The sequence below is a fragment of the Microbacterium sp. P5_B6 genome, from assembly GCF_056400345.1.
In genome coordinates this window covers 77455-100501 of record NZ_JBFULL010000010.1, presented here as the reverse complement: position 1 = coordinate 100501, position 23047 = coordinate 77455, and the positions used below count along the sequence as shown (strand labels likewise).

The following is a 23047-nucleotide window of genomic DNA, read 5'->3' as shown; positions in this document are numbered from 1 at the left end:
CCCGACAAGTCTACGTTCGGCCTCTTGACCCATCCTGCTCGGCGCGCCCCGCGGCTCCCACAGCGAGCGCCTCGTCGATCATCGCGACGACGTTCTCGGTGCCCGTGCGCGTGCCGACGGATGCCGCGGCCGCGCGCATCGCATCGAGGGCGGCATCGTCGGACAGCAGCGGCACCACCTCGGTGCGCACACGATCGGCGGTGAACTCGGCATCCGGAATCAGGCGGGCCGCTCCCGCCCGTACGGCCGAGCCGGCGTTGAGCGCCTGCTCGCCGTTGCCGACGGCGTACGGCACGTACACCGCGGGGATGCCAAGGGCGCTGATCTCGCTCACCGTGGCCGCGCCGGACCGAGACACCACGAGGTCTGCGAGCGCGAACGCGAGATCCATCCGGTCGACGTAGCGGCGGACTGCGTACCCCTCGGCGCGCGGATCGGGCAGATCGGAATTCTCGCCGGTGACGTGCAGCAGCTGCCAGCCGGCGTGCAGGACGTCTTTCCAGGAGCCCCCGAACGCTTCGTTGAGCTGTCTCGCGCCCAGCGAGCCGCCGAAGACGAGGAGGGTGGGCTTGGCGGGGTCGAGGGCGAAGTGGGCCGCGGCTTCCGGGCGGAGCGCGTCGCGGTCGAGCGAGACGATCTCGCGGCGGAGCGGCATCCCGACCACCCGACCGCGCCGCAGCGGCGTGCCCTCGAAGGCCACGCCGACGCCGGCGGCCCGGCGCGCGCCGAGCACGTTGGCAAGACCCGGCCGCGCGTTCGCCTCGTGCACGATGAACGGGACGCGTTCGCGCCGGGCCGCGATGTACGCGGGAGCAGAGGCATAGCCCCCGAACCCCACGACGACGTCGACACGGTGGGCCCGGATGTGCTCGCGCACCTGCGCGACCGCGCGGCGGAACCTCGCGGGGAACCCGGCGGCGGAGCGGTTCGGCGCCCGCGGGAACGGCACCTTGTCGACGAAGAGCAGCTCGTAGCCGCGCAGCGGCACGAGGCGCGCCTCAAGTCCTTCGCGGGTTCCGAGGACGAGCACCGCGGCCTGGGGCTCGCGCTGGCGGAGCGCGTCCGCGACGGCGAGGAGCGGGTTGACGTGACCTGCCGTGCCGCCTCCGGCGAGAAGGTAGGTGCGGACGTCTTCGGGGAGGTCGGCCGCTTCAGTCACCCTGGAATTTTCGCACGCGCCGCGCCGGGAGCACGCACCGGCCGCACCGGACCCATGTGCGCGGAGGACGGCAGAGAGCGGGCGAACGACAGCAGCACCCCGCAGGCGATCAGCACCGACAAGAGCGACGTGCCGCCCTGCGACATGAAGGGAAGCGGCACGCCCAGGACGGGGAAGACCCGCAGCACCACGCCGACGTTGATCAGCGCCTGCCCGACGATCCAGACCGTGATGGCACCCGAGACGATGCGGACGAACGGGTCGTCGGTCTTGCGGATGACGTGGAAGGCGCCCACGGCGAACAGGGCGAACAGTCCGAGCACCACGATGCAGCCGATGAGCCCGAGCTCTTCGCCGACGATCGCGAAGATGTAGTCATTGGCCGCGGCGGGGAGCCAGTCGTACTTCTCCTTCGAGTTGCCGAGCCCGAGCCCGAAGATCCCTCCACCGGCCAGGGCCCACAGCCCATGCAGCGGCTGATAGCAGGAGTCGAAGTAGTCGGCGAGGCAGTTCGCGTCGAGGAAGCTCATGATGCGGCGCACCCGGTTCGGACTCATCGCGGCGAAGAGGGCCGCGCCGATGAGGCCCAGCAGCGCGGGCAGGATGAAGATGCGGAGCTTGACTCCGGAGAAGAAAAGCGCCCCGAGCGCCGCGAGCGCGATCACCATGGCGGTGCCCATGTCGTCGCCTGCCATCACCGCCGCGAGCACGAGGACTGTCACGGGCACGAGCGGGATGAACACGTGCGTCCACGAGCTCAGAAGTGTGCGCTTGCGGTAGAGGATGAGCCCGATCCAGAGCGCAAGAGCGAGCTTCAGGAACTCCGCCGGCTGCGCCTGGATGCCGCCGATGGAGATCCAGTTGCGGTTTCCGTTCGCGGTGACGCCGAGCGGCGTGAAGACGAGCAGCTGGAAGGCGAGGGCCAGAATGAGCGCGGGCCAGGCGACCCTCCGCCAGAAGGCGATCGGGAAACGACTGACGATGAACATGAGCGGGATGCCGAGCAGTGCGAAGGTCGCCTGCTTGAGGACGTCCTCATACGGCGGCTCCCCGGCTGCGGTGGCCGTCGCGGAGGTCGCCGAGAGGATCATGACGAGCCCGAACCCGGTCAGCAGCAGCGCCGTCGAGACGATGAGCAGGAACTCGCGCGGAACCGGCGCGAAGACGCGACCGAGGTTGACGCGAGCCGCGAGACCCCGTCGTGCCGCGGCTTCACCGGATGCCGGAGCCTCAGGCGGAGGCTGCCGAGGCCGGGTCGGCGTCGTCGTCGTGCTCGCCATCGGCCCCCCTCGCAAACCTGTCCTTCACTGCGGCCGCGAACTTCCGGCCTCGGTCGGCATAGGACGAGAACTGGTCGAAGGATGCGGCGGCGGGAGCGAGCAGAACGACGTCCCCGTCACGTGCGACCCCGGCAGCCAGTTCGACGACCCGTGCCATGACCTCTTCAGTCTCATCGGCGTCCACCTCGAACACGGGGACCCCGGGCGCGTGTCGCGCGAACGCCGCCACGACGGCATCCCGTTCGACTCCGATCACGATCGCGGCCTTCGATCGCGAACCGCGCCCGGCGATGAGATCGGAGATGTCGACGCCCTTCAACAGGCCCCCGACGACCCAGACGGCGCCGGGGTAGGCGGTGAGGGAGGATGCCGCAGCATGGGGGTTCGTCGCCTTCGAGTCGTCGACCCAGGTGATGCCCTCGAGGACCCCGACGACCTCCATCCGGTGCGGATCGAGCTGGAAGGTGCGCAGGGCGTGGCGGATGGCGGCGGGCGACACCTCGAGAGAGCGAGCGAGGGCACTGGCCGCGAGGACATTGGCCACCATGTGCGGAGCCGCGAGACCGAGGCGCTCGAGGTCTTCGACGGTCGTGAGCTCGAGCGCCGAGGTGCGGCGATCCTCGAGGAAGGCGCGGTCGACGAGGATGCCGTCGACGAGACCGAAGTCGCTCGGGCCCGGCACGCCGAGGTCGAAGCCGATGGCGCGTGCGCCTTCGACGACGTCGGCGTCCTCGACCATGCGCTGGGTCGCGGCATCCGACTTGTTGTACACGCAGGCGACACGCGTGCTGTCGTAGACATGGGCCTTCGCATCGCGATACGCCTCGAACGACCCGTGCCACTCGAGGTGGTCATCGGCGAGGTTGAGGCACACGCTCGCGTGCGGCGAGACCGGATCGGGCCCCGACTGCAGACCGAGGTACCAGAGCTGATGGCTCGAGAGCTCGACCACGAGCGCGTCGAACCCCTCGGGGTCGCGCACCGCGTCGAGGACAGGCGTGCCGATGTTGCCGACGGGCGCCGCGCGCACGCCCCCTTCGACGAGCATGGTGGCCGTGAGGCGGGTGGTGGTGGTCTTGCCGTTGGTCCCTGTGATGAGGATCCAGTCGGCGGGCCTGCCGTCCGGCCGCACGACCTTGTCCCGGACGCGCCAGGCGAGCTCCACGTCGCCCCACAGCGGGATCCCGGATTGCCGTGCCCACGAGATCACCGGATGCGCGGGCGAGAAGCCCGGCGAGGCGATGATGACGTCCGGAGCGAAGTCGGAGAGGTCGGCGGGGACGCTGCCCAGAGCTCCGGTCCACAGTCGTGCGCCGATGACGGGGAGCAGTCGCTCGTAGTCCTCATCGGCCTTCTCTGTGACGACCAGCACATCGGCGCCGAGCTCGGCGAGCGTGTCGGCCACGGAGAACCCCGTGATCGAGAGGCCGAGCACTGCTGCGCGAAGGCCCTTCCAGTCCGCGTGCCAGCTCGTGAGCGAGTCGAGGGAGCGCCGGGTCATGTGCGTGCGAGCCATTCCACGTAGAACGCGCCGACGCCCGTGACGGCGAGCATGCCCGCGATGATCCACATCCGCACGACGATCGTGGTCTCGGGCCAGCCGCGCATCTCGAGATGGTGGTGGAACGGGCTCATCAGGAAGAGGCGCTTGCCGCGCGTGAGCTTGAAGTACCACCGCTGGAGGATCACCGAGCCGGGGCCGATGATGAAGACGCCTGCGACGATGACGGCGAGCACCTCCGTGCGGGAGAGGATCGACATCGCGGCGATGACGCCGCCGATGGCCATCGAGCCCACGTCGCCCATGAAGACCTGCGCCTTGGGCGCGTTCCACCACAGGAACCCGACGAGYGCGCCGACGAAGGCGGCTGCGACGATCGTGAGGTCGAGAGGATCGCGCGTGCCGTAGCACGCGGTCTGGAAGTTGGGGACGAGCTCCGAGGAGTCGCAGCGCTGCTGGAACTGCCAGAAGGTGATGAGGCTCATGGCGGCGACGGTGAAGATCCCCGACCCGGCCGCGAGTCCGTCGAGGCCGTCGGTCACGTTGGTGCTGTTGGACCACGCCACCCCGATGAACGTCACCCAGAGGATGTAGACGATCCAGCCGACGATGAGGCCGAGCGCCATGAACGACAGCACAGGCAGATCACGGAAGACCGAGACGTAGGGCGACGCCGGGGTCTGGCCTGCCGCGTTGGGGAAGTTGAGCGAGACGACAGCCCACGGCACGACCACGATGATCTGGCCGATGACCTTTCGCCATCCCGACAGGCCGAGGCTGCGCTGCTGCCGGAGCTTCATGTAGTCGTCGACGAACCCGACGATGCCGAAGCCCACCATCATCCACAGCACGAGCAGCCCCGAGATGGTCGGCGGGAAGTTGCCGGCGTAAGTGCCGATGAAGTACCCGACGAGCGTGCCGAGGATGAAGACGACACCGCCCATCGTGGGCGTTCCGCGCTTCGCCTCGTGCGGTGGGATGTTGCCGTCTTCGGGCGTGCGGATGATCTGACCCCAGCCCCACCTGCGGAAGCCGCGGAGGAAGACCGGCGTGAGGAACAGGGTGAATGCGAGCGAGATCGCCGCTGCTGTCAGGAGGGATCTCACGAGAAGGATTCTCCCAGACGATCGCCGAGGTGTCGGAGGCCCGCCGAGTTGGATGACTTCACCAGGACGCGGTCGCCGTCGCGCAGCTCACCCAGGAGGTAGTCGTAGGCCTCGTCCTGAGTCGTGAAGAAGACGGCCTCGCCGTCCCACGATCCCTGGGCGATCGCCTCGAGGAACATGCGCCGCGCCTCGGGCCCGACGACCACGATGCGCTGCACGCCGAGCCGGACGGCCAGCATGCCCACGCGGTCGTGCTCCTCTTCGGCGTACTCGCCGAGCTCGCTCATCGCGCCGAGGACAGCGACCGTGCGCTCCCCCGGTCGGACGATCTGCGCGAGGGTCCGCAGGGCCGCCGCCATGGAGTCGGGGCTCGCGTTGTACGCGTCGTTGATGATCCGCACGCGCTCGGACCCCAGCGGCTGCATCCGCCAGCGCTCAGCGATGTCGACGGTCTCGAGCCGCTCGATGCACGCCTGCAGCGGCACCCCGAGGGCGGTGGCGGCCGCGATCGCCGCCAGGGCGTTCATGACGTGGTGCTCACCGAGGACGCGGAGGGTGAGCGAAGCGGTCACACCGTCGACGATCACCGTCGAGCGGGTTCCGGATGCTGTCACCTCGACGTCTTCGGCGCGTACATCCACGGCCCGGGGCCCCCGGCCGAACCAGCGGATCGCGGCATGCCGCTCCTCGGCGATCGACGCCATCGAGGCCACACGCCCGTCGTCCGCGTTCAGAACGGCGATACCGCCGGGGCGGATCGCGCGCACGAGCTCGGACTTCGCGGCCAGGGTCGCCTCGATGCCTCCGAAGCCGCCGGCGTGCGCCATGCCGACCATCAGGACGACGCCGATGTCGGGGTCGACGAGGCCTGCGAGTCGCGCGATCTCGCCCGGCCCGCTCGCTCCGAACTCGCTCACGAGGTATCTGGTGGAGTTCGTGACCCGCAGCATCGTGAGCGGTGCACCGACCTCATTGTTGAACGACGCGCGCGGGGCGACGGTGTCGCCTTCGCCCTCGAGGATACGGGCCAGCAGATTCTTGGTGGTCGTCTTGCCGTTGGACCCGGTGATGCCGACCACGCGAAGGTCGCCTCGTGCCCGGACCTGCGCCACGACCTCACGCGCGAGATCGGCGAGAGCCGTCACGACATCCGCCACGACGATCTGCGAAACGGATGCCTCGACCGGTCGCTCGACCAGGGCGAGGACGGCGCCTCGCTCCACCGCGGCATCCACGAACAGATGCCCGTCGGTCTCCTCTCCGGGCTTGGCCACGAAGATTCCTCCCGGCTCGATGAGCCGGGAGTCCGTGTCGACCGCGCCGGAGACGATCGTCTCCGGAGTGTCGCCGGTGGCGAGTCGGAGGTCGCCTGAGACGACGCGCGCGATCTGGGAAAGTGTGAGGTCGATCATCGGTTCTCCGGCCGGATCCGACGTCACTCCGCGAACTTGGGGAGGACCGTCGGAGCGGACGTCGCGGGCATCACCCGGTACGTCTTGAGGACTTGGGTCATGGCCTTCTGGAACGCCGACGCGTTGGCCGCAGACGACTTTACCCTGGTGGGCTCGTTCAGCGTGACGACGACGAGGTACTGCGGATCATCCGCCGGGGCGAAGCCGAGCATCGTCGTGAAGTAGACGCCCCGCTTGTACGTTCCGTTCTCCGAGATCTCACCGGTGCCCGTCTTGTCGGCGATGCGGTAGCCGGGGATGGCGATCTGCGGCGCGAGCGTGCTCTGCAGCGCGACATTCTCCATCATCTGCTGCACCGAGAGCGCCGTCGACTCCTGGACGACCCGGGTCGGCTGGGGCAGCTCGGGGGTGGCGACCTCGCCGTCGGGCTGCGTGCACGACTCGACGAGCGACAGCGGCACCTTCACGCCGTCGTTGGCGATGGCCTGGTAGGCGCCGGCGAGCTCCGGGATGGTGGTGGACACGCCCTGGCCGAATGCGACGTTGTAGAAGGTCTGGTTGTCCCACTGGTCGGGCGTGGTGAGCCATCCGTTGCCCTGGCCGGCGAAGGGGATGTGGCTGCCATCGCCGATCCCGAATCGCTTGAGGTAGTCGTAGCGGGTCTGCGCGCTGACGCGCTCGGCGAATTTCGAGATGCCCGCGTTGGACGAGTCGATGAGCACGCCCGTCAGCGTGTACTCGTTCGTGGGGTGATCGAACGAGTCGCTGACCTTCGCTCCGTTGGCGAACTTCTCATCGCCCGCCGCGAAGACCGTGGACAGCGGCGTCTGGCCGCCTGCGTCGATGACGGTCGCCGCGGTGAGCGGCTTGAACGTCGAACCCGGCTCGAACGGGTCGGTGAAGATGCGGCTGCCGCGGTCGTTGGGGTCCGAGGCATCGACGTCGTTGGGGTCGACCGTGGGGTAGTCGGCAGCGGCGCGGATCTTGCCGGTCGACACCTCGACCACGAAGATCGCCCCGCTCTTGGCAGCCTGGTTCTGCGTCTCCTCCGCGATCAGCTGCTGCAGATACCACTGCAGATCGCGGTTGATCGTCAGCTGGAGAGTGCCGCCATCGACAGCGGGCGTCGAGACCTCCGTGCCGGGGATGACGACGCCATCCTTGCCCTTCTCGTAGACGACCTTGCCGTTGTCGGCCGTCAGGCAGCTGTTCTGGGTCTGCTCGAGACCACCGAGGGGCTCGTCGTCGATGCCCATGTAGCCGACGAGGTTGCCCGCGACGGCGCCATCCGGGTACATGCGCGAGGGATGCGGGTCGAAGTACAGGAACGGGATGCCGAGGGCGGCGAGAGCCCGGTACTGCTCGGTCGAAAGTCCCCGCTTGAGCTTGGCGTACTGCGAGTTCGGGTCGACTGCTCTCGCATCGTCGACGATCTGCTGCACCTCGTCGGCCGTCTGCCCGGTGATCTCGCCGATCTCGCCGGCGAGCTGCGGCCACGGCACCTTCTCGGTCGTTCCGTCCGCCTTCTCGCGATTGATCGAGCCGACGTTCGAGGGGTCGAGCTGAGCATCGTAGAGAAGGATGCTGCCCGCCAGCGTCTGGCCCGACTCGTCCACGATCGCCCCGCGTGTGCCGTAGAGCGGTCGCGAGCTTCCGAGTGCGGTCGCGAGGGAGTCCTCGATGTGCTCGCCCGCGCTCACGACCTGGATGTCGACCAGCCGGACGATGAAGCCGGCGAGGATCGCGAGGACGACGCCGAGTGCGACCACGGTTCTGCGACGCTGACTGCGAGTGCTTCTGGTGGTCATGTCTCAGTGTGTGCTCGGGGTGGGCAGTCCGTCGGTGAGGGGTGGCGGCGTGTTGACGACCGGCGCCACGCCGTCAGCGGTCGTCCCATCTGCGGCGGACCCTTCCACCGGCGCGACAGGTGCCCCCGCGATCGTGGCATCGGGATCGGTCACCAGGGGGGTGTCCGTGATGAGCGCGTTGGCGACGGCACCCCGACCGATCGCGTCGACGGAGGAGGCGCCGACCGCCACCTGGCTCGCGCCGAGGATCTCCCCGTCGCTCAGCCGCAGGTAGCTCGGGGACTCGTTGATCACCATGCCCAGTGCGGCGGCGTTCGCGGCGAGGTACTGGGGCGAGCTCAGCCCGGCGACATCGTCGTAGAGCATCTGCTTCTTCCAGTCGAGCTGTCGCTGCTGGCTCGTGAGGTCGGCGATCTGGTACGAGCCCTGGGTCGTCAGGACCGAGAGCGCCATCTGGGCCGCTCCGATGGCGATGGCGCCGGCGACCGCGACGACGGCGTAGGCCACCTTGGGCCGACGACGGCGCGCGGGCGCACTGACGACCTGCAGCCGCCTGCCGGGAGCCGCGGGCCGGACAGGAGCGAGGGTGCTCGATGCTGCAAGGCTCATGCCGCCTCCCTTATCCGCTCGAGTGCGCGCAGGCGCACGGGCGTGGCGCGCGGGTTGCGCGCGATCTCTTCCTCGGACGCCAGCTCAGCCCCCTTGACGAGCTGCCGGAACCTAGGGGCGTGCTCGGGAAGCTCGACAGGCAGCCTCGATGGTGCCGTGGAGGCGGCGGCATCCGCGAAGACTCTCTTGACGAGCCGGTCCTCGAGCGACTGGTACGACATGACGACGATCCGGCCGCCGACGCCGAGCACGTCGAGCGCCGCGGGGATCGCTCGTTCCAGCACCGAGAGCTCGGCGTTGACCTCGATGCGCAGCGCCTGGAAGACCCGCTTGGCCGGGTGCCCCGACCGCTGGGCGGCGTAGGGGGTCGCGGCGATGAGGATCTCGACCAGGCGACCCGACCGATCGATCGGCCCCTCGGCGCGCGCCGCGATGATGGCTCGCGCGTAGCGACCGGACAGCTTCTCCTCGCCGTACCGCTCGAAGATGCGCCGCAGCTGCCCTTCGCTGTAGGTGGCGACGATGTCGGCGGCGGTCACGCCGGCCGACTGGTCCATCCGCATGTCGAGGGGCGCGTCCTTCGAATATGCGAATCCCCGATCGGCGACGTCGAGCTGCAAGGACGAGACGCCCAGATCGAACAGGATGCCGTCGACCTTACGCAGACCGGCGGAAGCGACCGCCTCGACGATGCCGTCGTAGACCGTGTGGACGAGGGTGACGCGGTCACCGAACGGAGCCAGTCGCTCCCCCGCGATGCGCAGGGCGTCCTGGTCGCGGTCGAGGCCGATCAGCCGGATGCCGGCGAAGCGCTCGAGGAAGGCCTCGGCGTGTCCCGCCATACCGAGGGTCGCGTCGACGAGCACGGCACCTTCGCGCTGCAGCGCAGGTGCCAGGAGGTCGACGCAGCGATCGAGGAGGACGGGGGTGTGAATGTCGCGCAGGTTCATGATGTCGGGGCTTCCGGGGTGTCCCTCCGCCCTGATCCCCATCCGCTCTGACCTGACACCGGGGAAGTGCGTCAGGGCGGGAGCGGCTGGGAGTCACGGCCGAGGGGCTCAGAACAGGCCGGGAATCACCTCCTGCTCCATCTCGGAATACGTGTCTTCGTTGCTTTCGGCGTAGGCGTCCCACGCGTCCGCGTTCCAGACCTCCGCATGGGCGCCGACACCGGTGACGACCAGGTCGCGCTCGAGGCCGGCATACGTGCGCAGGTGAGGCGGGATGGTGACCCGGTTCTGGCTGTCCGGCTTTTCGGCGCTGGCGCCGGAGAGGAACATCCGCTGGAAGTCACGGGCCTGCTTGTTGGTGAGGGGTGCTTCGCGAATCCGCTCGTACACACGCTCGAACTCCGACGTGCTGAAGACGTACAGGCAGCGCTCCTGTCCGCGGGTGATGACGACGCCGGGGCCGAGATCGTCGCGGAACTTGGACGGAAGGATCACCCGACCCTTTTCGTCGAGCTTGGGAGTGTGCGTGCCCAAAAGCATCGGCACATCACCCCCTTTGTCCGGCCCCCCGCGGGTTGTGATCCCACGCTACTCCACTTTCCTCCACTTTGACACCCCTGCGCACCACGCGTGGAGCCCCTCCTCCCCGGAGCGGTCGGCGCGCACAAAAAAAGCACCGACCCGAAGGTCGGTGCTCAGGTGGATCGGTGATCGGCGCCGCGTAGCGGAGGCCCCGGTGTCAGTTCCCGGACTGGCCATCCTGTCGCCGGTCCCAGCGATCGTTCATTCGATCCATGAACGAAGAAGAGGAACGCTGCGTGGCGGACTTCTCCGGGTCGGCGGGGAGACGGCCGGGTCCGGGGGTGGGTGTGACGGCGAGAACGACTCCGCCGAGCATCACGATGAACGCGATGACACCCACGACCACGAGTTCGGTCGAAACGCCGATGATGAGCCCGCCCAGCCCCAGCAGCACGAGGATCGTGCCGTAGACGATGTTGCGATAACTCAGCGTGCGCCCATCGCGCGGCGCGCTCACGACGTCCGCGTCGTTGCGCATGAGATGGCGCTCCATCTCATCGAGCAGTCGCTGCTCCTGTTCGGAGAGTGGCATGCATCCCCCTCTTGCGGTCTAGACGGATCGATTGTACGCGTGCCGTCGATCACTAGGCTAGGCCCGTGTCACCCCCTCCGGACGCCGTCGCGGCGATTTCCCAGCGAGTAGAGACCTTCGTCACGGCTGAGAGGGATGCGGCATCCGGATGGGGCCCGGAAGCAGCCCTCTTCATCGAGGCCGCGGCGCGGGCTCTCCACGGAGGAAAGAGGCTCCGGGGCAGGTTCTGCATGGCCGGATTCAGGGCGGTCGCCGAGGCCGGAGGCGGCTCCGCGGACATTCCCGACGAGCTGCTGGCAGCGGCCGCCGCCCTCGAGGTCTTCCACGCGGCCGCACTCGTCCACGACGACGTCATCGACAACTCCGACACACGGCGCGGCCGGCCCGCGGCGCACCGCGCCCTCGAAGAGTCTCACCGTTCGGCAGGCTGGGTCGGCGACGCGGCTTCTTTCGGGGGGTCAGCGGCCATCCTGCTGGGAGACCTCCTCGTCGCCTGGAGCGACGATCTGCTCGAGCAGGGGCTGACGACCGCCCCTGCCGGACCTGCGGCGGCCGCTCGAGCCGAGTACTCGCGCATGCGGCGCGACGTGACGGTCGGGCAGTTCCTCGACATCGCCGAGGAGTCTGCCTTTCGCACCGAGCCCGACGACCGGCACGCCGAACGGGCGCTGAGGGTGGCATCCCTCAAATCTGCGCGGTACAGCGTGCAGCAGCCGCTCGCGGTCGGCGCCGCCCTGGCCGGAGCGGATGCCGCACAACTGGCCGCCCTCGCGGCGTTCGGCCACCCGCTCGGCATGGCGTTTCAGCTGCGCGATGACGTGCTGGGGGTCTTCGGCGACGAGGAGCAGACAGGGAAGCCGTCGGGCGACGACCTTCGGGAGGGAAAGCGCACCGTGCTGATCGCCTACACGCGTGAACAGCTGGATGCTCCGGCACGGCGCCTGGTCGACGAACTGGTGGGCGATGCCGAACTCGACGACGTGCAGGTCGCCGCGCTTCAGCGCACGATCGTCGACACCGGTGCGCTCGACCGGGTCGAGGAGCTCATCGCCGCCTACGCGCGTGAAGCGGAGCGATCGCTCTCGGGAGCGCGTCTCGGCAACGCCGCTGTCAGTGAACTGCGCGAGCTCGCGCGCGCTGCGACCGTGCGCACGAACTGATCGGGCGCGATAGCGGTTTCGGGCTGCGGCTCAGCCCAGCGCCTGCGCGACGCGACGGACCTCGCTCTTGCGCCCGGCGCGCAGCGACTCGATCGGCGCGTGGCCGAGCGAATCCTCCGTTGTCAGCAGCCAGTCGATGGCCTCGTCATCGGTGAAGCCCGCATCGTGGAGGACGATCGCCGTGCCCCGCAGGGACGAGAGCGGATGCCCGTCCATGATGAACAGCGCCGGCACTCGGAGCGACCCGTCACGGCGCGAGCCGATCAGCTGCTGCTCGTCGAGCATGCGGCGCACGCGGCCGAGCGGCTCACCGAGAGTCTCGACCAGTTCGGGAAGGGTCAGCCATTCGATTTCGAGTCGCGGAGCGGGATCAGCGGTCACCACACCACTATCTCATTCCACGCTTGCTGCCTCCATCAGCGTTTCGCCACTGACGCCGGCGACCGCTCATCCCATTGGCCCCATCAGTCACATCTCTCCCGCATTTACCGCTGGTTGACAGCTTTTTACTTCCGTGACACGGTGGCGGAGTCACAGAGGGGGAATCTCGTGCGACACCTGAGTAACCGCAAGCGGCTGGTCGGTGCCGCAGCGCCTGCCGCACTGGCAGGATCCATCGCGCTGCTCTTGAGCGGTCCGGCCGCCGGCGCCACCGAGCGAGAAGTCGAGCCGCAGCCCGCACGGATGCCGCTGCTCGGCGTCACCGGTGTGGTCGTGCCCCAGCGGGCTCCCGCATCCGTCGCCGTTCCCGACACCTACACCGTGGCACGCGGTGACACCGTCTTCGGCATCGCGGTGCGATACGGACTCCGCACGGCCGACATCCTCGCCATCAACGGACTGTCCAGGGAATCGATCATCCGCCCAGGCCAGGTTCTGCGCTTGACGGGCACCGCACCCTCGACTCCGGCCGTCGCGCCCGCTCCGCCGGCTCCGGCATCCGGAACGTATGCGGTCGTGCCCGGAGACACCCTCAGCGCGATCGCCCAGCGTCACGGCATCACCGTGCAGGCGCTCTTCGCGGCCAACGGACTCGGATGGGCGTCGATCATCTACCCCGGTCAGACGCTGAAGATCGCCGGCGGCGCCGCGCCCGCCCCGGCAGCACCGGCCCCGCCCACCGCTCCCCCGGCGCCCGTCGCGGGCCCGGCCACGTACACGGTGCAGGCCGGAGACACCCTCAGCGCCATCGCCGGGGCGCACGGCATCACGGTGCAGGCGCTGTTCGCCGCGAGCGGGCTGGGCTGGTCGTCGATCATCTACCCCGGCCAGAAGCTGGCGCTTCCCGGCGCGGCTCCGGCAGCGCCCCCCGCGCCCGCTCCCTCCCCCGCCCCCACCCCGCTTGTCCAAGAGCCCGTGCCGTCGCTGTCCGGCGAGCAGGTCGGGCACGTGCAGCTGATCATCGGGATCGGCAGGGAGCTCGGAGTGCCGGATCGCGGGATCGCGATCGCGCTCGGCGCAGCCCTCCAGGAGTCGTCGCTGCGGAACCTCGGCTGGGGGGACCGCGACTCCCTGGGCCTCTTCCAGCAGCGTCCCACCGCAGGCTGGGGCACGGAGGCCGAGGTGCAGGATGCCGGGCGGGCTGCACGCGCCTTCTACGGGGGTCGCTCCGACCCCAACGGCGCGAACACCCGGGGCCTGCTCGACATCCCGGGCTGGCAGAACCTCACCTTCACGCAAGCGGCTCAGGCGGTGCAGATCTCCGCTCATCCGGAGGCCTACGCCCGATGGGAGAACGCCGCCACCGCTCTGCTCGTGACCTACGGGTGACGCGTGCCCAGAGGCCGGCCGGGTGAGGCGCTCCGCTGGCTGCCACCGTTGCATCCGTAGACTCTGAGCCGTGAGCACGAGTCAGCAGGCCGACCCGCTGATCGGACGTCTGGTCGACGGCCGATACCGGGTGCGCGCGCGCATCGCGCGCGGCGGCATGGCGACCGTGTACGTCGCGACCGACCTGCGGCTCGAGCGGCGCATCGCGCTCAAGGTCATGCACGGGCACCTGAGCGACGACACCGTGTTCCAGAGCCGGTTCATCCAGGAGGCCCGCGCGGCCGCGCGCCTCGCCGATCCGCACGTCGTCAACGTCTTCGACCAGGGTCAGGACGGCGACATGGCGTATCTCGTCATGGAGTACCTGCCCGGCATCACTCTGCGCGAGCTCCTGCGCGAGCAGAAGCGCCTGACACTCGCGCAGACGATCACGATCATGGATGCCATCCTCTCGGGCCTCGCCGCGGCGCACCGGGCGGGGATCGTGCACCGCGACGTGAAGCCCGAGAACGTGCTGCTCGCCGAGGACGGCCGCATCAAGATCGGCGACTTCGGCCTCGCACGGGCGACGACCGCGAACACCGCCACCGGCGCCCAGCTGCTGGGAACGATCGCGTACCTCGCTCCCGAGCTCGTGACGCGCGGAACCGCCGACGCCCGCAGCGACATCTACTCGCTGGGCATCATGCTCTACGAGATGCTCGCGGGTGAGCAGCCCTATCAGGGCGAGCAGCCGATGCAGATCGCCTTCCAGCACGCGACCGACTCGGTGCCCCGGCCCAGCGTCAAGAATCCGGGGGTGCCCGAGCAGTTCGACGAGCTTGTGCTGTGGTCGACCGAGAAGTCCCCGGACGACCGGCCTGTCGATGCGCGGGAGATGCTCGATCGCCTGCGCGAGATCGAGCGGGAGCTCGGCATCCAGCCGCAGGTCGCCCGCACGGCCCCCACGTCCGTCATCCGGGACGAGGACGGCGCTCAGGCGGAGCTGACCAAAGTGCTCCCCACCGCCATCACCGGACCGATGGCTGCGATCGACGACGTCGACAACGCGGCGCGGCTGCGGACCGCCACGAAGCGCCGCGCCCGGAAGGGCGGGTGGCTCTTCGCCCTCGTCATCGTGCTCGCTGCGCTCGCCGCCGGGATCGGCTGGTGGTTCGGCTCGGGACCCGGGTCGCAGATCGCGGTGCCCGAGGTTGCCAACATGACCTTCGAGCAGGCGCAGGGCGCGCTCGCGGCCGAAGGCCTGGTCGCCGTGCAGGAGGACGTCTTCGACTTCGACGTGCCCGCAGGAACCACGACGGGTTCGGATCCGGATGCCGGAGCCCGCGTCGACAAAGCGTCCAGCGTGACGGTCCTCGTCTCGAAGGGCCCGCAGGATCACGCGCTCACGGCATTCGCGGGGATGCCGGCCGACCAGGCGCGCGCCGCCTTCGAGGGCGTCCGGGTGAGCGTCGGCGAGGACGAGAAGTACTTCACGGGCGACGCCGAGAACACCGTCATCGGTGCGACCGTCACGCCGCGCTCGGGGGAACCCGCCTACGACTGCACGCCCGGCTGCACGGTGCACGAAGGCGATTCGGCGGTGCTCTCGGTCTCAGTGGGGCCGGTTCCGGATGTCGCAGGCAAGAGCGTCGGCGACGCCACCGCGGCGCTGAACGCCAAGGGACTGCAGATCGCCGGGACCACCGAGGAGACCAGCGAAAGCGTCGACGAAGGGCTCGTCATCCGCATCGCGGATCGCGACGGCGGCGGTTCGTGGCGACCCGGCGAAGCGGTCACGCTCGTGGTGTCGGCGGGTCCGCCGCTGTTCCCCGTCCCGAACGTCGTCGGGATGACCCGGGATCAGGCGAAGGCAGCGCTGGACGACGCGGGATTCCAGTTCGACTACAACTCGAGCTGGGACCTCTTCCCCGACCCCGTCACCGAGGTCGAGGCGCAGGACCCCAAGGCCGACTCGAAGCACACCAAGGGCACCGTGGTCTCCATGCGGATCCGCGCGGTGCTCTGAGATCAGAGCTTCTCGAGCTCCTCGGCCACCAGGAACGCGAGTTCCAGCGACTGCATGTGGTTCAGGCGCGGGTCGCACAGCGACTCGTAGCGCGTTGCGAGGGCCGCCTCGTCGATCTCCTCCGAGCCGCCGAGGCACTCCGTCACGTCGTCGCCGGTGAGCTCGACGTGGATGCCGCCGGGGAACGTGCCGACCGCGCGATGTGCGTCGAAGAAGCCACGGACCTCGTCGACGACGTCGTCGAAGCGACGGGTCTTGTACCCCGTCGGCGTGGTGATGCCGTTGCCGTGCATGGGGTCGGTGACCCAGAGCGGAGTCGCACCCGAGTTGCGGACAGCCTCGAGCAGCGGCGGCAGGGCGTCACGGATCTTGCCGGCACCCATGCGCGTGATGAACGTCAGGCGGCCGGGCTCGCGCTCGGGATCGAGCTTGTCGATCAGCTCGAGCACCGTGTCGGGGCTCGTGGACGGACCGAGCTTGACCCCGATGGGGTTGCGGATCTTCGAGAAGTAGTCGATGTGCGCCCCGTCGAGATCGCGCGTGCGCTCGCCGATCCACACGAAGTGCGCGGAGGTGTTGTACGGCGTGCCGGTACGCGAGTCGATGCGCGTCATCGGGCGCTCGTAGTCCATGAGCAGACCCTCGTGGCCGGTGTAGAACTCGACCCGTCGCAGCTCGTCGAAGTCGGCGCCGGCCGCCTCCATGAACCGGATGGCACGGTCGATCTCACCGGCGAGGCGCTCGTACTTCTGGTTGGCCGGGTTCTGCGCGAAGCCCTTGTTCCAGCTGTGCACCTCGCGGAGGTCGGCGAAGCCGCCCTGGGTGAACGCGCGGATCAGATTGATCGTCGACGCGGCGGTGTGGTAGCCCTTGAGCAGCCGCGCGGGGTCGGCCTGGCGGGATGCCTCGGTGAAGTCGAAGCCGTTGACGATGTCACCGCGGTAGGCGGGAAGAGTGACGTCACCCCGGGTCTCGGTGTCGCTCGAGCGCGGCTTGGCGAACTGGCCGGCCATCCGCCCCATCTTCACGATCGGCATCGAGGCGCCGTAGGTCAGCACGACGGCCATCTGCAGGACCGTCTTGATGCGGTTGCGGATCTGCTCGGCCGTGGCGCCGGCGAACGTCTCGGCGCAGTCGCCGCCCTGAAGGAGGAAGGCCTTGCCCTCCGCGGCACGCCCGAGACGCTCCCGCAGGATGTCGACCTCACCGGCGAAGACGAGCGGCGGAAGGGTGGCGAGCTCGGCGGAAACGGCGGCCACGGCATCGGTGTCGCGCCACGTGGGCTGCTGCTTGATGGGGAGGGTGCGCCAGTGGTCGAGGGGATCCAGCTGCTGAAGCATCCGCCAAGTCTATCGGCGGCGGCATGGCCCCCGAGGTCGTACTACGCCTTGGTGGTCGTGACGGCCTTCGCGGCGGTCTCGCCTTTCGGAGCCCGTGGCGCCTTGAGACGGTCCTTCACCGTCGAGGCGTAGACGTCGTCGTACTGCTGCTCTCCGAGTCGCTGCAGCGCGACCATGATCTCATCGGTCACCGAGCGCAGGATGTAGCGATCGCCCTCCATGCCGGCGAAGCGCGAGAAGTCCAGCGGCTCGCCGATGACGATCCCGACGCGGACGATCCGCGGCACATGCGTGCCGGTCGGAAGCATCGTGTCGGTGTCGACCATGACGACGGGGATCACCGGCACCCGCGCTTCGAGGGCCATCCGCGCGAGCCCTGTCCGGCCGCGATACAGCTTGCCGTCAGGGCTGCGGGTGCCCTCGGGGTAGATCCCGAGCAGATCGCCGTGGCCCAGCACCTGAAGACCCGTGTTGAGCGATGCCTCCGACGCCTTGCCGCCAGACCGGTCGATGGGGATCATCCCCGTCATCTTGAAGAACATCCGCGTCGCCCAGCCCTTGAGGCCGCGACCGGTGAAGTAGTCGCTCTTGGCGAGGAAGGACACGGGGCGGTCGATCATGAGCGGGAGGAACACGGAGTCCACGAACGACAGATGGTTGCTCGCGAGGATCGCGGCTCCGGATGCCGGGATGTTGCGTCGGCCGACGACCCAGGGGCGCCAGATCGCCTTCGTGATCGGTCCGATCACGACGTACTTCATGAGCCAGTAGAACACCGCTACGCGTCGCCTCCCGCGAGGTCCGCGGCCCCGATGATCCCGGCGTCATTGCCGAGGCGCGCGATGGCGAACTGGGCGACCGGGCGGTCGCCGTAGCCCGGGAGCGAAGTCTCATAGGCGATGCGCACCGGCTCGAGCAGGATGTCTCCGAGCTCTGCCACCCCGCCGCCGATGACGAAGAGCGAAGGGTCGAGCACGGCCTGGAATCCGCCGCACGCCTCGCCGAGGGCTGTGGCGACGCGACGAAGCGCCTCCAGCGCACCCGGGTCACCGGCGAGGACGAGGCGGGAGACGGCGGGGCCGCTGATCGAGCCCTTCTCGGCCCGGACGGCCGCGAGCCCCTCGCCGATCCCGCCGGCGTCGGCGATCTCGTTGGCCTCACGCTGCAGCGCGCGCCCGGAGGCGTACTGCTCGAGGCATCCGTTCTGCCCGCATCCGCACGCCCGGCCGTCACGGGTGAAGCGCGTGTGCCCGAGCTCGCCCCCGATGCCGTGGCCGCCGCGATAGAGGTGACCACCGAGCACGACCGCTCCGCCGACGCCCGTGCCGAGCGTCAGCATCACCATGTCGTCGACGTGCGCGCCGCCGCCGAAGCGGTACTCCGCCCAGCCCGCCGCGTTCGCATCGTTCTCGATCGAGACCGGAGTCTGGAGCCGGGCCTCGAGCTTCTGCTTGAGGGGCTCGTTGTGCCAGTCGATGTTGGGTGCGTGGATGATGACGGCACCGTCGCGGTCGACGAAACCGGCGGCGGCGACTCCGACGGCGCCGACCTCATAGGAGTCGGAGAAGTGCCGGACCATGTCGACGACGGCATCTTCGAGCGCCTGCGGATCGACCGGCGTCTCGACGCGGAGCTTCTCGACGATGTGCCCCTCTTCGTCGACGACACCGCCTGCGATCTTGGTCCCGCCGATGTCGATCCCGACCTTGAGCACTGCACTCCCTTTCCCGCGCACCGCGACGCGATGGCGCGTTGCAGTCTATCGGCGCGACGCGTCGCGCATGCGCCCGGCCTCCCGCCGGTCGCCCGGCGTCGCGAGGTCGACCGCATACACTCGAACCAGGCATGCCCGACACGCAACCGGTACCGAAGGAGTTGCCGATGGTTCAGTTCGAAGTCCCCCCGATCGTCCCTGCAGACCCGCAGGCCAATGTCACAGATCTGCTCGTGGAGCGGGTGAAGAAGACGCCGGATCGCGCGCTGTTCGCCGTGCCCGACGGCGACGGATGGCGCGACATCTCGGCCGCCGAGTTCCAGCGTCAGGTGATCGCGCTCGCCAAGGGCTTCGCCGCCGCCGGCATCGAGCCGGGCGACAAGGTCGGCTTCATCGCCCGCACCACCTACGAGTGGAGCCTGGTCGACTTCGGGCTCTTCTTCGCCGGTGCCGTGATGGTGCCGATCTACGAGACGAACTCCCCCGCGCAGATCACGTGGAACCTCACCGACTCGGGCGCCGTCGCCTGCATCACCGAGCTTCCCGACCACACCGCGCGCCTCGACGAGGCGCGCTCCGAGCTGCCACTCATCCGCTCCACCTGGTCGATGCACACGGGCGACCTCGCGAAGCTCGCCGAGCAGGGCAAGGATGTTCCGGATGCCGAGATCGAGCGCCGGCGGAACATCGCCAACGGGTCCGACATCGCCACGCTCATCTACACGTCCGGCTCGACCGGGCGGCCGAAGGGGTGCGTGCTCACCCACAGCAACTTCGTCGAGCTGTGCCGCAACTCGGCGAAGGCGCTGAGCGAAGTCGTCGAGGCGCCCGGGGCATCGACCCTGCTGTTCATCACCACCGCGCACATCTTCGCCCGCTTCATCTCGATCCTCGCGATCCACGCCGGCGTGAAGACCGGCCACCAGCCCGACACGAAGAACCTGCTGCCGGCACTCGGCTCGTTCAAGCCGACCTTCCTGCTGGCCGTTCCGCGTGTGTTCGAGAAGGTCTACAACTCGGCGGAGCAGAAAGCCGAGGCGGGCGGCAAGGGCAAGATCTTCCGCGCTGCTGCCCACACCGCCGTGGAGCACTCCACGCTGCAGGAGGAGGGCAAGAAGGTCCCCCTCGGCACGAGGATCAAGTTCGCGCTCTTCGACCGGCTCGTCTACAGCAAGCTGCGCGAAGCGATGGGCGGCCGCGTCGTCTACGCCGTCTCAGGATCCGCACCGCTCGGACCCCGGCTCGGCCACTTCTTCCACAGCCTCGGCGTCGTCATCCTCGAGGGCTACGGCCTCACCGAGACGACCGCTCCGGCGACGGTCAACCTCGCGCGCAAGTCGAAGATCGGCACCGTCGGACCGGCGCTGCCCGGCGTCGGGGTCCGGCTGGCCGAGGACGGCGAGATCGAAGTCCGCGGCATCAACGTCTTCAAGGAGTACTGGAACAACCCCGAGGCGACGGCGGCCACCTTCGACGGCGACTGGTTCAAGACGGGCGACATCGGCACGTTCGACGGGGAGGGCTTCCTCACCATCACCGGCCGCAAGAAGGAGATCATCGTCACGGCCGGCGGGAAGAACGTCGCGCCGGCCGCGCTCGAGGACCCGATCCGCGCCAACCCCATCGTCGGACAGGTCGTCGTCGTCGGTGACAAGCGCCCGTTCATCTCGGCGCTGGTGACGCTCGATCCCGAGATGCTGCCGACGTGGCTCGCGAACAACGGTCTGCCTGGCGACATGACCCTCACCGATGCCGCCAAGAACAGCGCCGTCCGCGCCGAGGTTCAGCGCGCCATCGACGCCGCCAACAAGAACGTGTCGCGCGCCGAGTCGATCCGCAAGTTCACCATCCTCACGACGGAGTGGAGCGAAGCGAGCGGTCACCTCACGCCGAAGATGAGCATCAAGCGCAACGTCATCCTCGACGACTTCGCCGGCGAGATCGACGCACTCTATAACGTGCCCGTGTCGACCACGAACGTGTCGCTCGGCGGCTGATGAGCTGAGATGAGAGGGGCCGGGGTTGCCACCTCGGCCCTCTCACCTATCAAAACCAGTCGCTCTGCCGGATCTCACGCATCGCGGCCTTGCGGTCCTCAGGCGAGAGGCGCTGGATGTACAGCATCCCGTCCAGGTGGTCCGTCTCGTGCTGCAGCGCCTGAGCGAGCAGTCCCTCGCCTTCGAGCACCACCTCGTCGCCGTCGAGGTCCATGCCGACGACCTTGGCAGAGGGATGCCGCAGCGCGTCGTGCCACAGCCCCGGCACGGAGAGGCATCCCTCGCCCGTCGGAACGACGTCTCCGGAGACCTCGACGACCTCCGGGTTCAGGATGTAGCCGATGTCGCCGTCGATGTTGTAGCTGAACGCGCGAAGTCCCACACCGATCTGGGGTGCGGCGACACCAGCCCTGCCGGGAAGCGCGACGGTGTCGAGAAGATCCTGCACGAGCGCGCGGATCCCGTCATCGATGTGTGTGATGGGAGCGCTCGGGGCACGCAGAACGGGGTCGCCGAAGAGGCGGATGGGACGTACTGTCACGTCAGGCCGCCGAGGCGAGCGACCGCAGCCCCTCGACGACAGTCGCCGCGAGGTCGCGAGCAGCGAGCAGCGTCGCGGGCCGGAGGTCGCGGAACGTGATCGCGCTGCCGGCGGCGATGTGCGGGTCGTAGGGCATCCGGACGACGGCGCGCACGCGGGTGCGGAAGTGCGTCTCGAGCTCGTCGAGCTGCACGAGCGGCAGTCCGGGGCGCGAGTTGTTGAGCACCACGACAGCGCCGCGCACCTGCTCGGCGTAGCCGTTCGTCTCGAGCCACGTCAGCGTCTCGGAGGCCAGCCGCGCTTCATCGACACTCAGTCCGGAGACGATGACGAGCTGGTCGGCGAGCTCCAGCGTCGCCTCCATGACCGAGTGCACGATGCCTGTGCCGGTGTCGGTCAGCACGATCGAGTAGTAGTGCGCCGCGAGCGTTGCGACGTCCTGGTAGTCGCGGTCGCTGAAAGCCTCCGAGACGCGAGGATCGGCATCCGATGCCAGCACGTCCAGTCGTGTGTCGTCGCGGGCGACGACCGAGGAGACCCCGGCGTACCCCGAGATCTCGGCGCGCTCGCGAACAAGATCGCGGACGGTCTTGCCGTTCTGATGCGTGATCCGATCGGCGAGCGTGCCGCGATCGGGGTTGGCGTCGACGGCGATGATCCGGTCGTCGCGGGCATCCGCCAGCGCCATGCCGAGCAGCGTCGTGATCGTGGTCTTTCCGACCCCGCCCTTGCGCGACATCACGGGCACGAAGCGTGCGCCGACCCCAAGGGGGGCGGCGATGCGCCGGTCGAGCTCTTTACGGGCCTTCGCCTTCTTGCCGTCCCCGAGGTTGATCCGGTGGCCGGTGATCGAGTAGACGAAGTGCTGCCACGCGCCTTCGGGCTCCGACCGGACGACCTGGTGCGGATCGAGCAGGCGGTCCGCCGTGAGCAGGTCGGCGGATTCGCGACCCGGCTCGAATTCGCCGAGGCGCTTGGAGCTGAGTGAGACATCCGAACGAGGGGCCACCCGCTCGACGACCTGCGCGCGGTCGGCGCGTTCGGCGCGGTCGGCGTTGTCGGCGTGCGCCTCACGGCGCGTCGCGGGCGTCGATCCGGTCGTGGTCGGCACGGCGCCGGTGCTCGTCGCAGCGGGCGGCAGGTACGCCGTGCGCGTCTCGTCGCGGTCGGAAGATGCCTCTTCTGTCACGATTTCGGCCTCCTCTGTCGGCTCGGTCTCGCTGTCGGCGGTGAAGTCCTCGACGGGCCCCTGCGTGAACTCCTCGGCGTCGATGACATCGACATACGCAGGGGAATCGGCCGGGATCTCCTCAGGGGCGAACTCCGCCTCGATGATCTCAGGTTCGATGATCTCAGGTTCGATGTCGACTTCGTCGCCGATCACGTCCTCATCGTCGATCTCGTCGTCGTCGTGGGACGGGATGACGACGCTCACCTGCGCGGTGGAGTCTCCGAGGATCCCGAAGCCCGTCGCGTCGACGGCGCCGGTATCGGCGAGAATCCCGTTCTGCGATTCTTCTTCGGCTGACTGGTCATTGCGGTCGGGCGTCACAGCATGGTCTCCAGGGGGTGGATCGG

The 23047-nt window shown here is 69.0% G+C and carries 20 protein-coding genes; 4 read left to right on the top strand and 16 right to left on the bottom strand.

The features are described 5' to 3' along the window. Positions 1–10: 10 nt before the first annotated feature. The 10 genes from murG to AC1DP3_RS14225 all read right to left on the bottom strand — a co-directional run bounded on the left by murG (position 11) and on the right by AC1DP3_RS14225 (position 10939). A complete protein-coding gene (gene murG, locus AC1DP3_RS14270; protein ID WP_477294359.1) occupies positions 11–1159 on the bottom strand; it encodes an undecaprenyldiphospho-muramoylpentapeptide beta-N-acetylglucosaminyltransferase in 1149 nt (382 codons plus the stop codon). Continuing rightward, positions 1156–2439, bottom strand: a complete 1284-nt coding sequence (gene ftsW / locus AC1DP3_RS14265; protein ID WP_477294357.1) for a putative lipid II flippase FtsW — start codon at positions 2437–2439, stop codon at positions 1156–1158. Before ftsW ends, murG begins: the two co-directional genes overlap by 4 nt. Continuing rightward, positions 2390–3940 (bottom strand): UDP-N-acetylmuramoyl-L-alanine--D-glutamate ligase, encoded by a 1551-nt coding sequence (gene murD, locus AC1DP3_RS14260; RefSeq protein WP_477294355.1) that lies wholly within the window; start codon positions 3938–3940, stop codon positions 2390–2392. Before murD ends, ftsW begins: the two co-directional genes overlap by 50 nt. After that, positions 3937–5046: a phospho-N-acetylmuramoyl-pentapeptide-transferase gene (gene mraY / locus AC1DP3_RS14255; RefSeq protein WP_477294353.1), complete on the bottom strand. Its 1110-nt coding sequence runs from the start codon at positions 5044–5046 to the stop codon at positions 3937–3939. The genes murD and mraY overlap by 4 nt, the downstream gene beginning before the upstream one ends. Further along, entirely contained in the window at positions 5043–6458 is a 1416-nt protein-coding gene (locus tag AC1DP3_RS14250; RefSeq protein WP_477294351.1) for a UDP-N-acetylmuramoyl-tripeptide--D-alanyl-D-alanine ligase, read from the bottom strand. Before AC1DP3_RS14250 ends, mraY begins: the two co-directional genes overlap by 4 nt. Before the next feature lie 23 nt (positions 6459–6481). Beyond that, positions 6482–8266, bottom strand: coding sequence for a peptidoglycan D,D-transpeptidase FtsI family protein (locus AC1DP3_RS14245; protein ID WP_477294349.1), 1785 nt, complete (start codon positions 8264–8266; stop codon positions 6482–6484). A 3-nt stretch (positions 8267–8269) separates the two neighbouring features. Continuing rightward, a complete protein-coding gene (ftsL, locus tag AC1DP3_RS14240) occupies positions 8270–8875 on the bottom strand; it encodes a cell division protein FtsL (RefSeq protein WP_477294347.1) in 606 nt (201 codons plus the stop codon). After that, on the bottom strand, positions 8872–9825 hold the full coding sequence (gene rsmH / locus AC1DP3_RS14235; protein ID WP_477294345.1) for a 16S rRNA (cytosine(1402)-N(4))-methyltransferase RsmH: 954 nt from the start codon (positions 9823–9825) through the stop codon (positions 8872–8874). The genes ftsL and rsmH overlap by 4 nt, the downstream gene beginning before the upstream one ends. A gap of 108 nt (positions 9826–9933) precedes the next feature. After that, positions 9934–10365, bottom strand: coding sequence for a division/cell wall cluster transcriptional repressor MraZ (gene mraZ / locus AC1DP3_RS14230; protein WP_477294387.1), 432 nt, complete (start codon positions 10363–10365; stop codon positions 9934–9936). Between the two features lie 199 nt (positions 10366–10564). Then, positions 10565–10939 carry a DUF3040 domain-containing protein gene (locus AC1DP3_RS14225; RefSeq protein WP_477294343.1) on the bottom strand — a complete coding sequence of 125 codons (375 nt, stop codon included), beginning with the start codon at positions 10937–10939 and terminating at the stop codon, positions 10565–10567. 65 nt (positions 10940–11004) lie between these two features. On the opposite strand from AC1DP3_RS14225, the gene AC1DP3_RS14220 reads away from it, so the two are divergent. Continuing rightward, positions 11005–12099, top strand: a complete 1095-nt coding sequence (locus tag AC1DP3_RS14220) for a polyprenyl synthetase family protein (protein WP_477294341.1) — start codon at positions 11005–11007, stop codon at positions 12097–12099. Between the two features lie 30 nt (positions 12100–12129). Here the strand turns inward: AC1DP3_RS14220 and AC1DP3_RS14215 are convergent, their stop codons facing one another. Next, a complete protein-coding gene (locus AC1DP3_RS14215) occupies positions 12130–12480 on the bottom strand; it encodes an Rv2175c family DNA-binding protein (protein ID WP_477294340.1) in 351 nt (116 codons plus the stop codon). A gap of 168 nt (positions 12481–12648) precedes the next feature. On the opposite strand from AC1DP3_RS14215, the gene AC1DP3_RS14210 reads away from it, so the two are divergent. Together AC1DP3_RS14210 and pknB are read left to right on the top strand one after the other, a co-directional pair. After that, entirely contained in the window at positions 12649–13869 is a 1221-nt protein-coding gene (locus AC1DP3_RS14210; protein WP_477294338.1) for a LysM peptidoglycan-binding domain-containing protein, read from the top strand. Between the two features lie 70 nt (positions 13870–13939). After that, complete coding sequence (gene pknB, locus AC1DP3_RS14205; protein WP_477294336.1) at positions 13940–15877, top strand: Stk1 family PASTA domain-containing Ser/Thr kinase; 1938 nt, start codon at positions 13940–13942, stop codon at positions 15875–15877. Positions 15878–15879: 2 nt separating this feature from the next. Here pknB and AC1DP3_RS14200 read toward each other — a convergent pair whose 3' ends face one another. Genes AC1DP3_RS14200 through AC1DP3_RS14190 form a run of 3 tightly spaced genes read right to left on the bottom strand, consistent with a single transcriptional unit; the run spans position 15880 to position 18931 of the window. After that, the gene (locus AC1DP3_RS14200) at positions 15880–17217 is read right to left on the bottom strand and encodes a class II 3-deoxy-7-phosphoheptulonate synthase (RefSeq protein WP_477294334.1); all 1338 of its coding nucleotides are present in this window, start codon (positions 17215–17217) and stop codon (positions 15880–15882) included. A gap of 41 nt (positions 17218–17258) precedes the next feature. Beyond that, positions 17259–17993 carry a lysophospholipid acyltransferase family protein gene (locus tag AC1DP3_RS14195; RefSeq protein ID WP_477294332.1) on the bottom strand — a complete coding sequence of 245 codons (735 nt, stop codon included), beginning with the start codon at positions 17991–17993 and terminating at the stop codon, positions 17259–17261. 2 nt (positions 17994–17995) lie between these two features. Continuing rightward, entirely contained in the window at positions 17996–18931 is a 936-nt protein-coding gene (locus AC1DP3_RS14190; protein ID WP_477294331.1) for an ROK family glucokinase, read from the bottom strand. Positions 18932–19098: 167 nt separating this feature from the next. On the opposite strand from AC1DP3_RS14190, the gene AC1DP3_RS14185 reads away from it, so the two are divergent. After that, the gene (locus AC1DP3_RS14185; protein WP_477294329.1) at positions 19099–20928 is read left to right on the top strand and encodes an AMP-dependent synthetase/ligase; all 1830 of its coding nucleotides are present in this window, start codon (positions 19099–19101) and stop codon (positions 20926–20928) included. Positions 20929–20977: 49 nt separating this feature from the next. Here the strand turns inward: AC1DP3_RS14185 and def are convergent, their stop codons facing one another. Then, positions 20978–21469 carry a peptide deformylase gene (def, locus tag AC1DP3_RS14180; protein WP_477294327.1) on the bottom strand — a complete coding sequence of 164 codons (492 nt, stop codon included), beginning with the start codon at positions 21467–21469 and terminating at the stop codon, positions 20978–20980. Between the two features lies 1 nt (position 21470). Further along, on the bottom strand, positions 21471–23021 hold the full coding sequence (locus AC1DP3_RS14175; RefSeq protein WP_477294325.1) for a MinD/ParA family ATP-binding protein: 1551 nt from the start codon (positions 23019–23021) through the stop codon (positions 21471–21473). Positions 23022–23047: the final 26 nt, after the last annotated feature.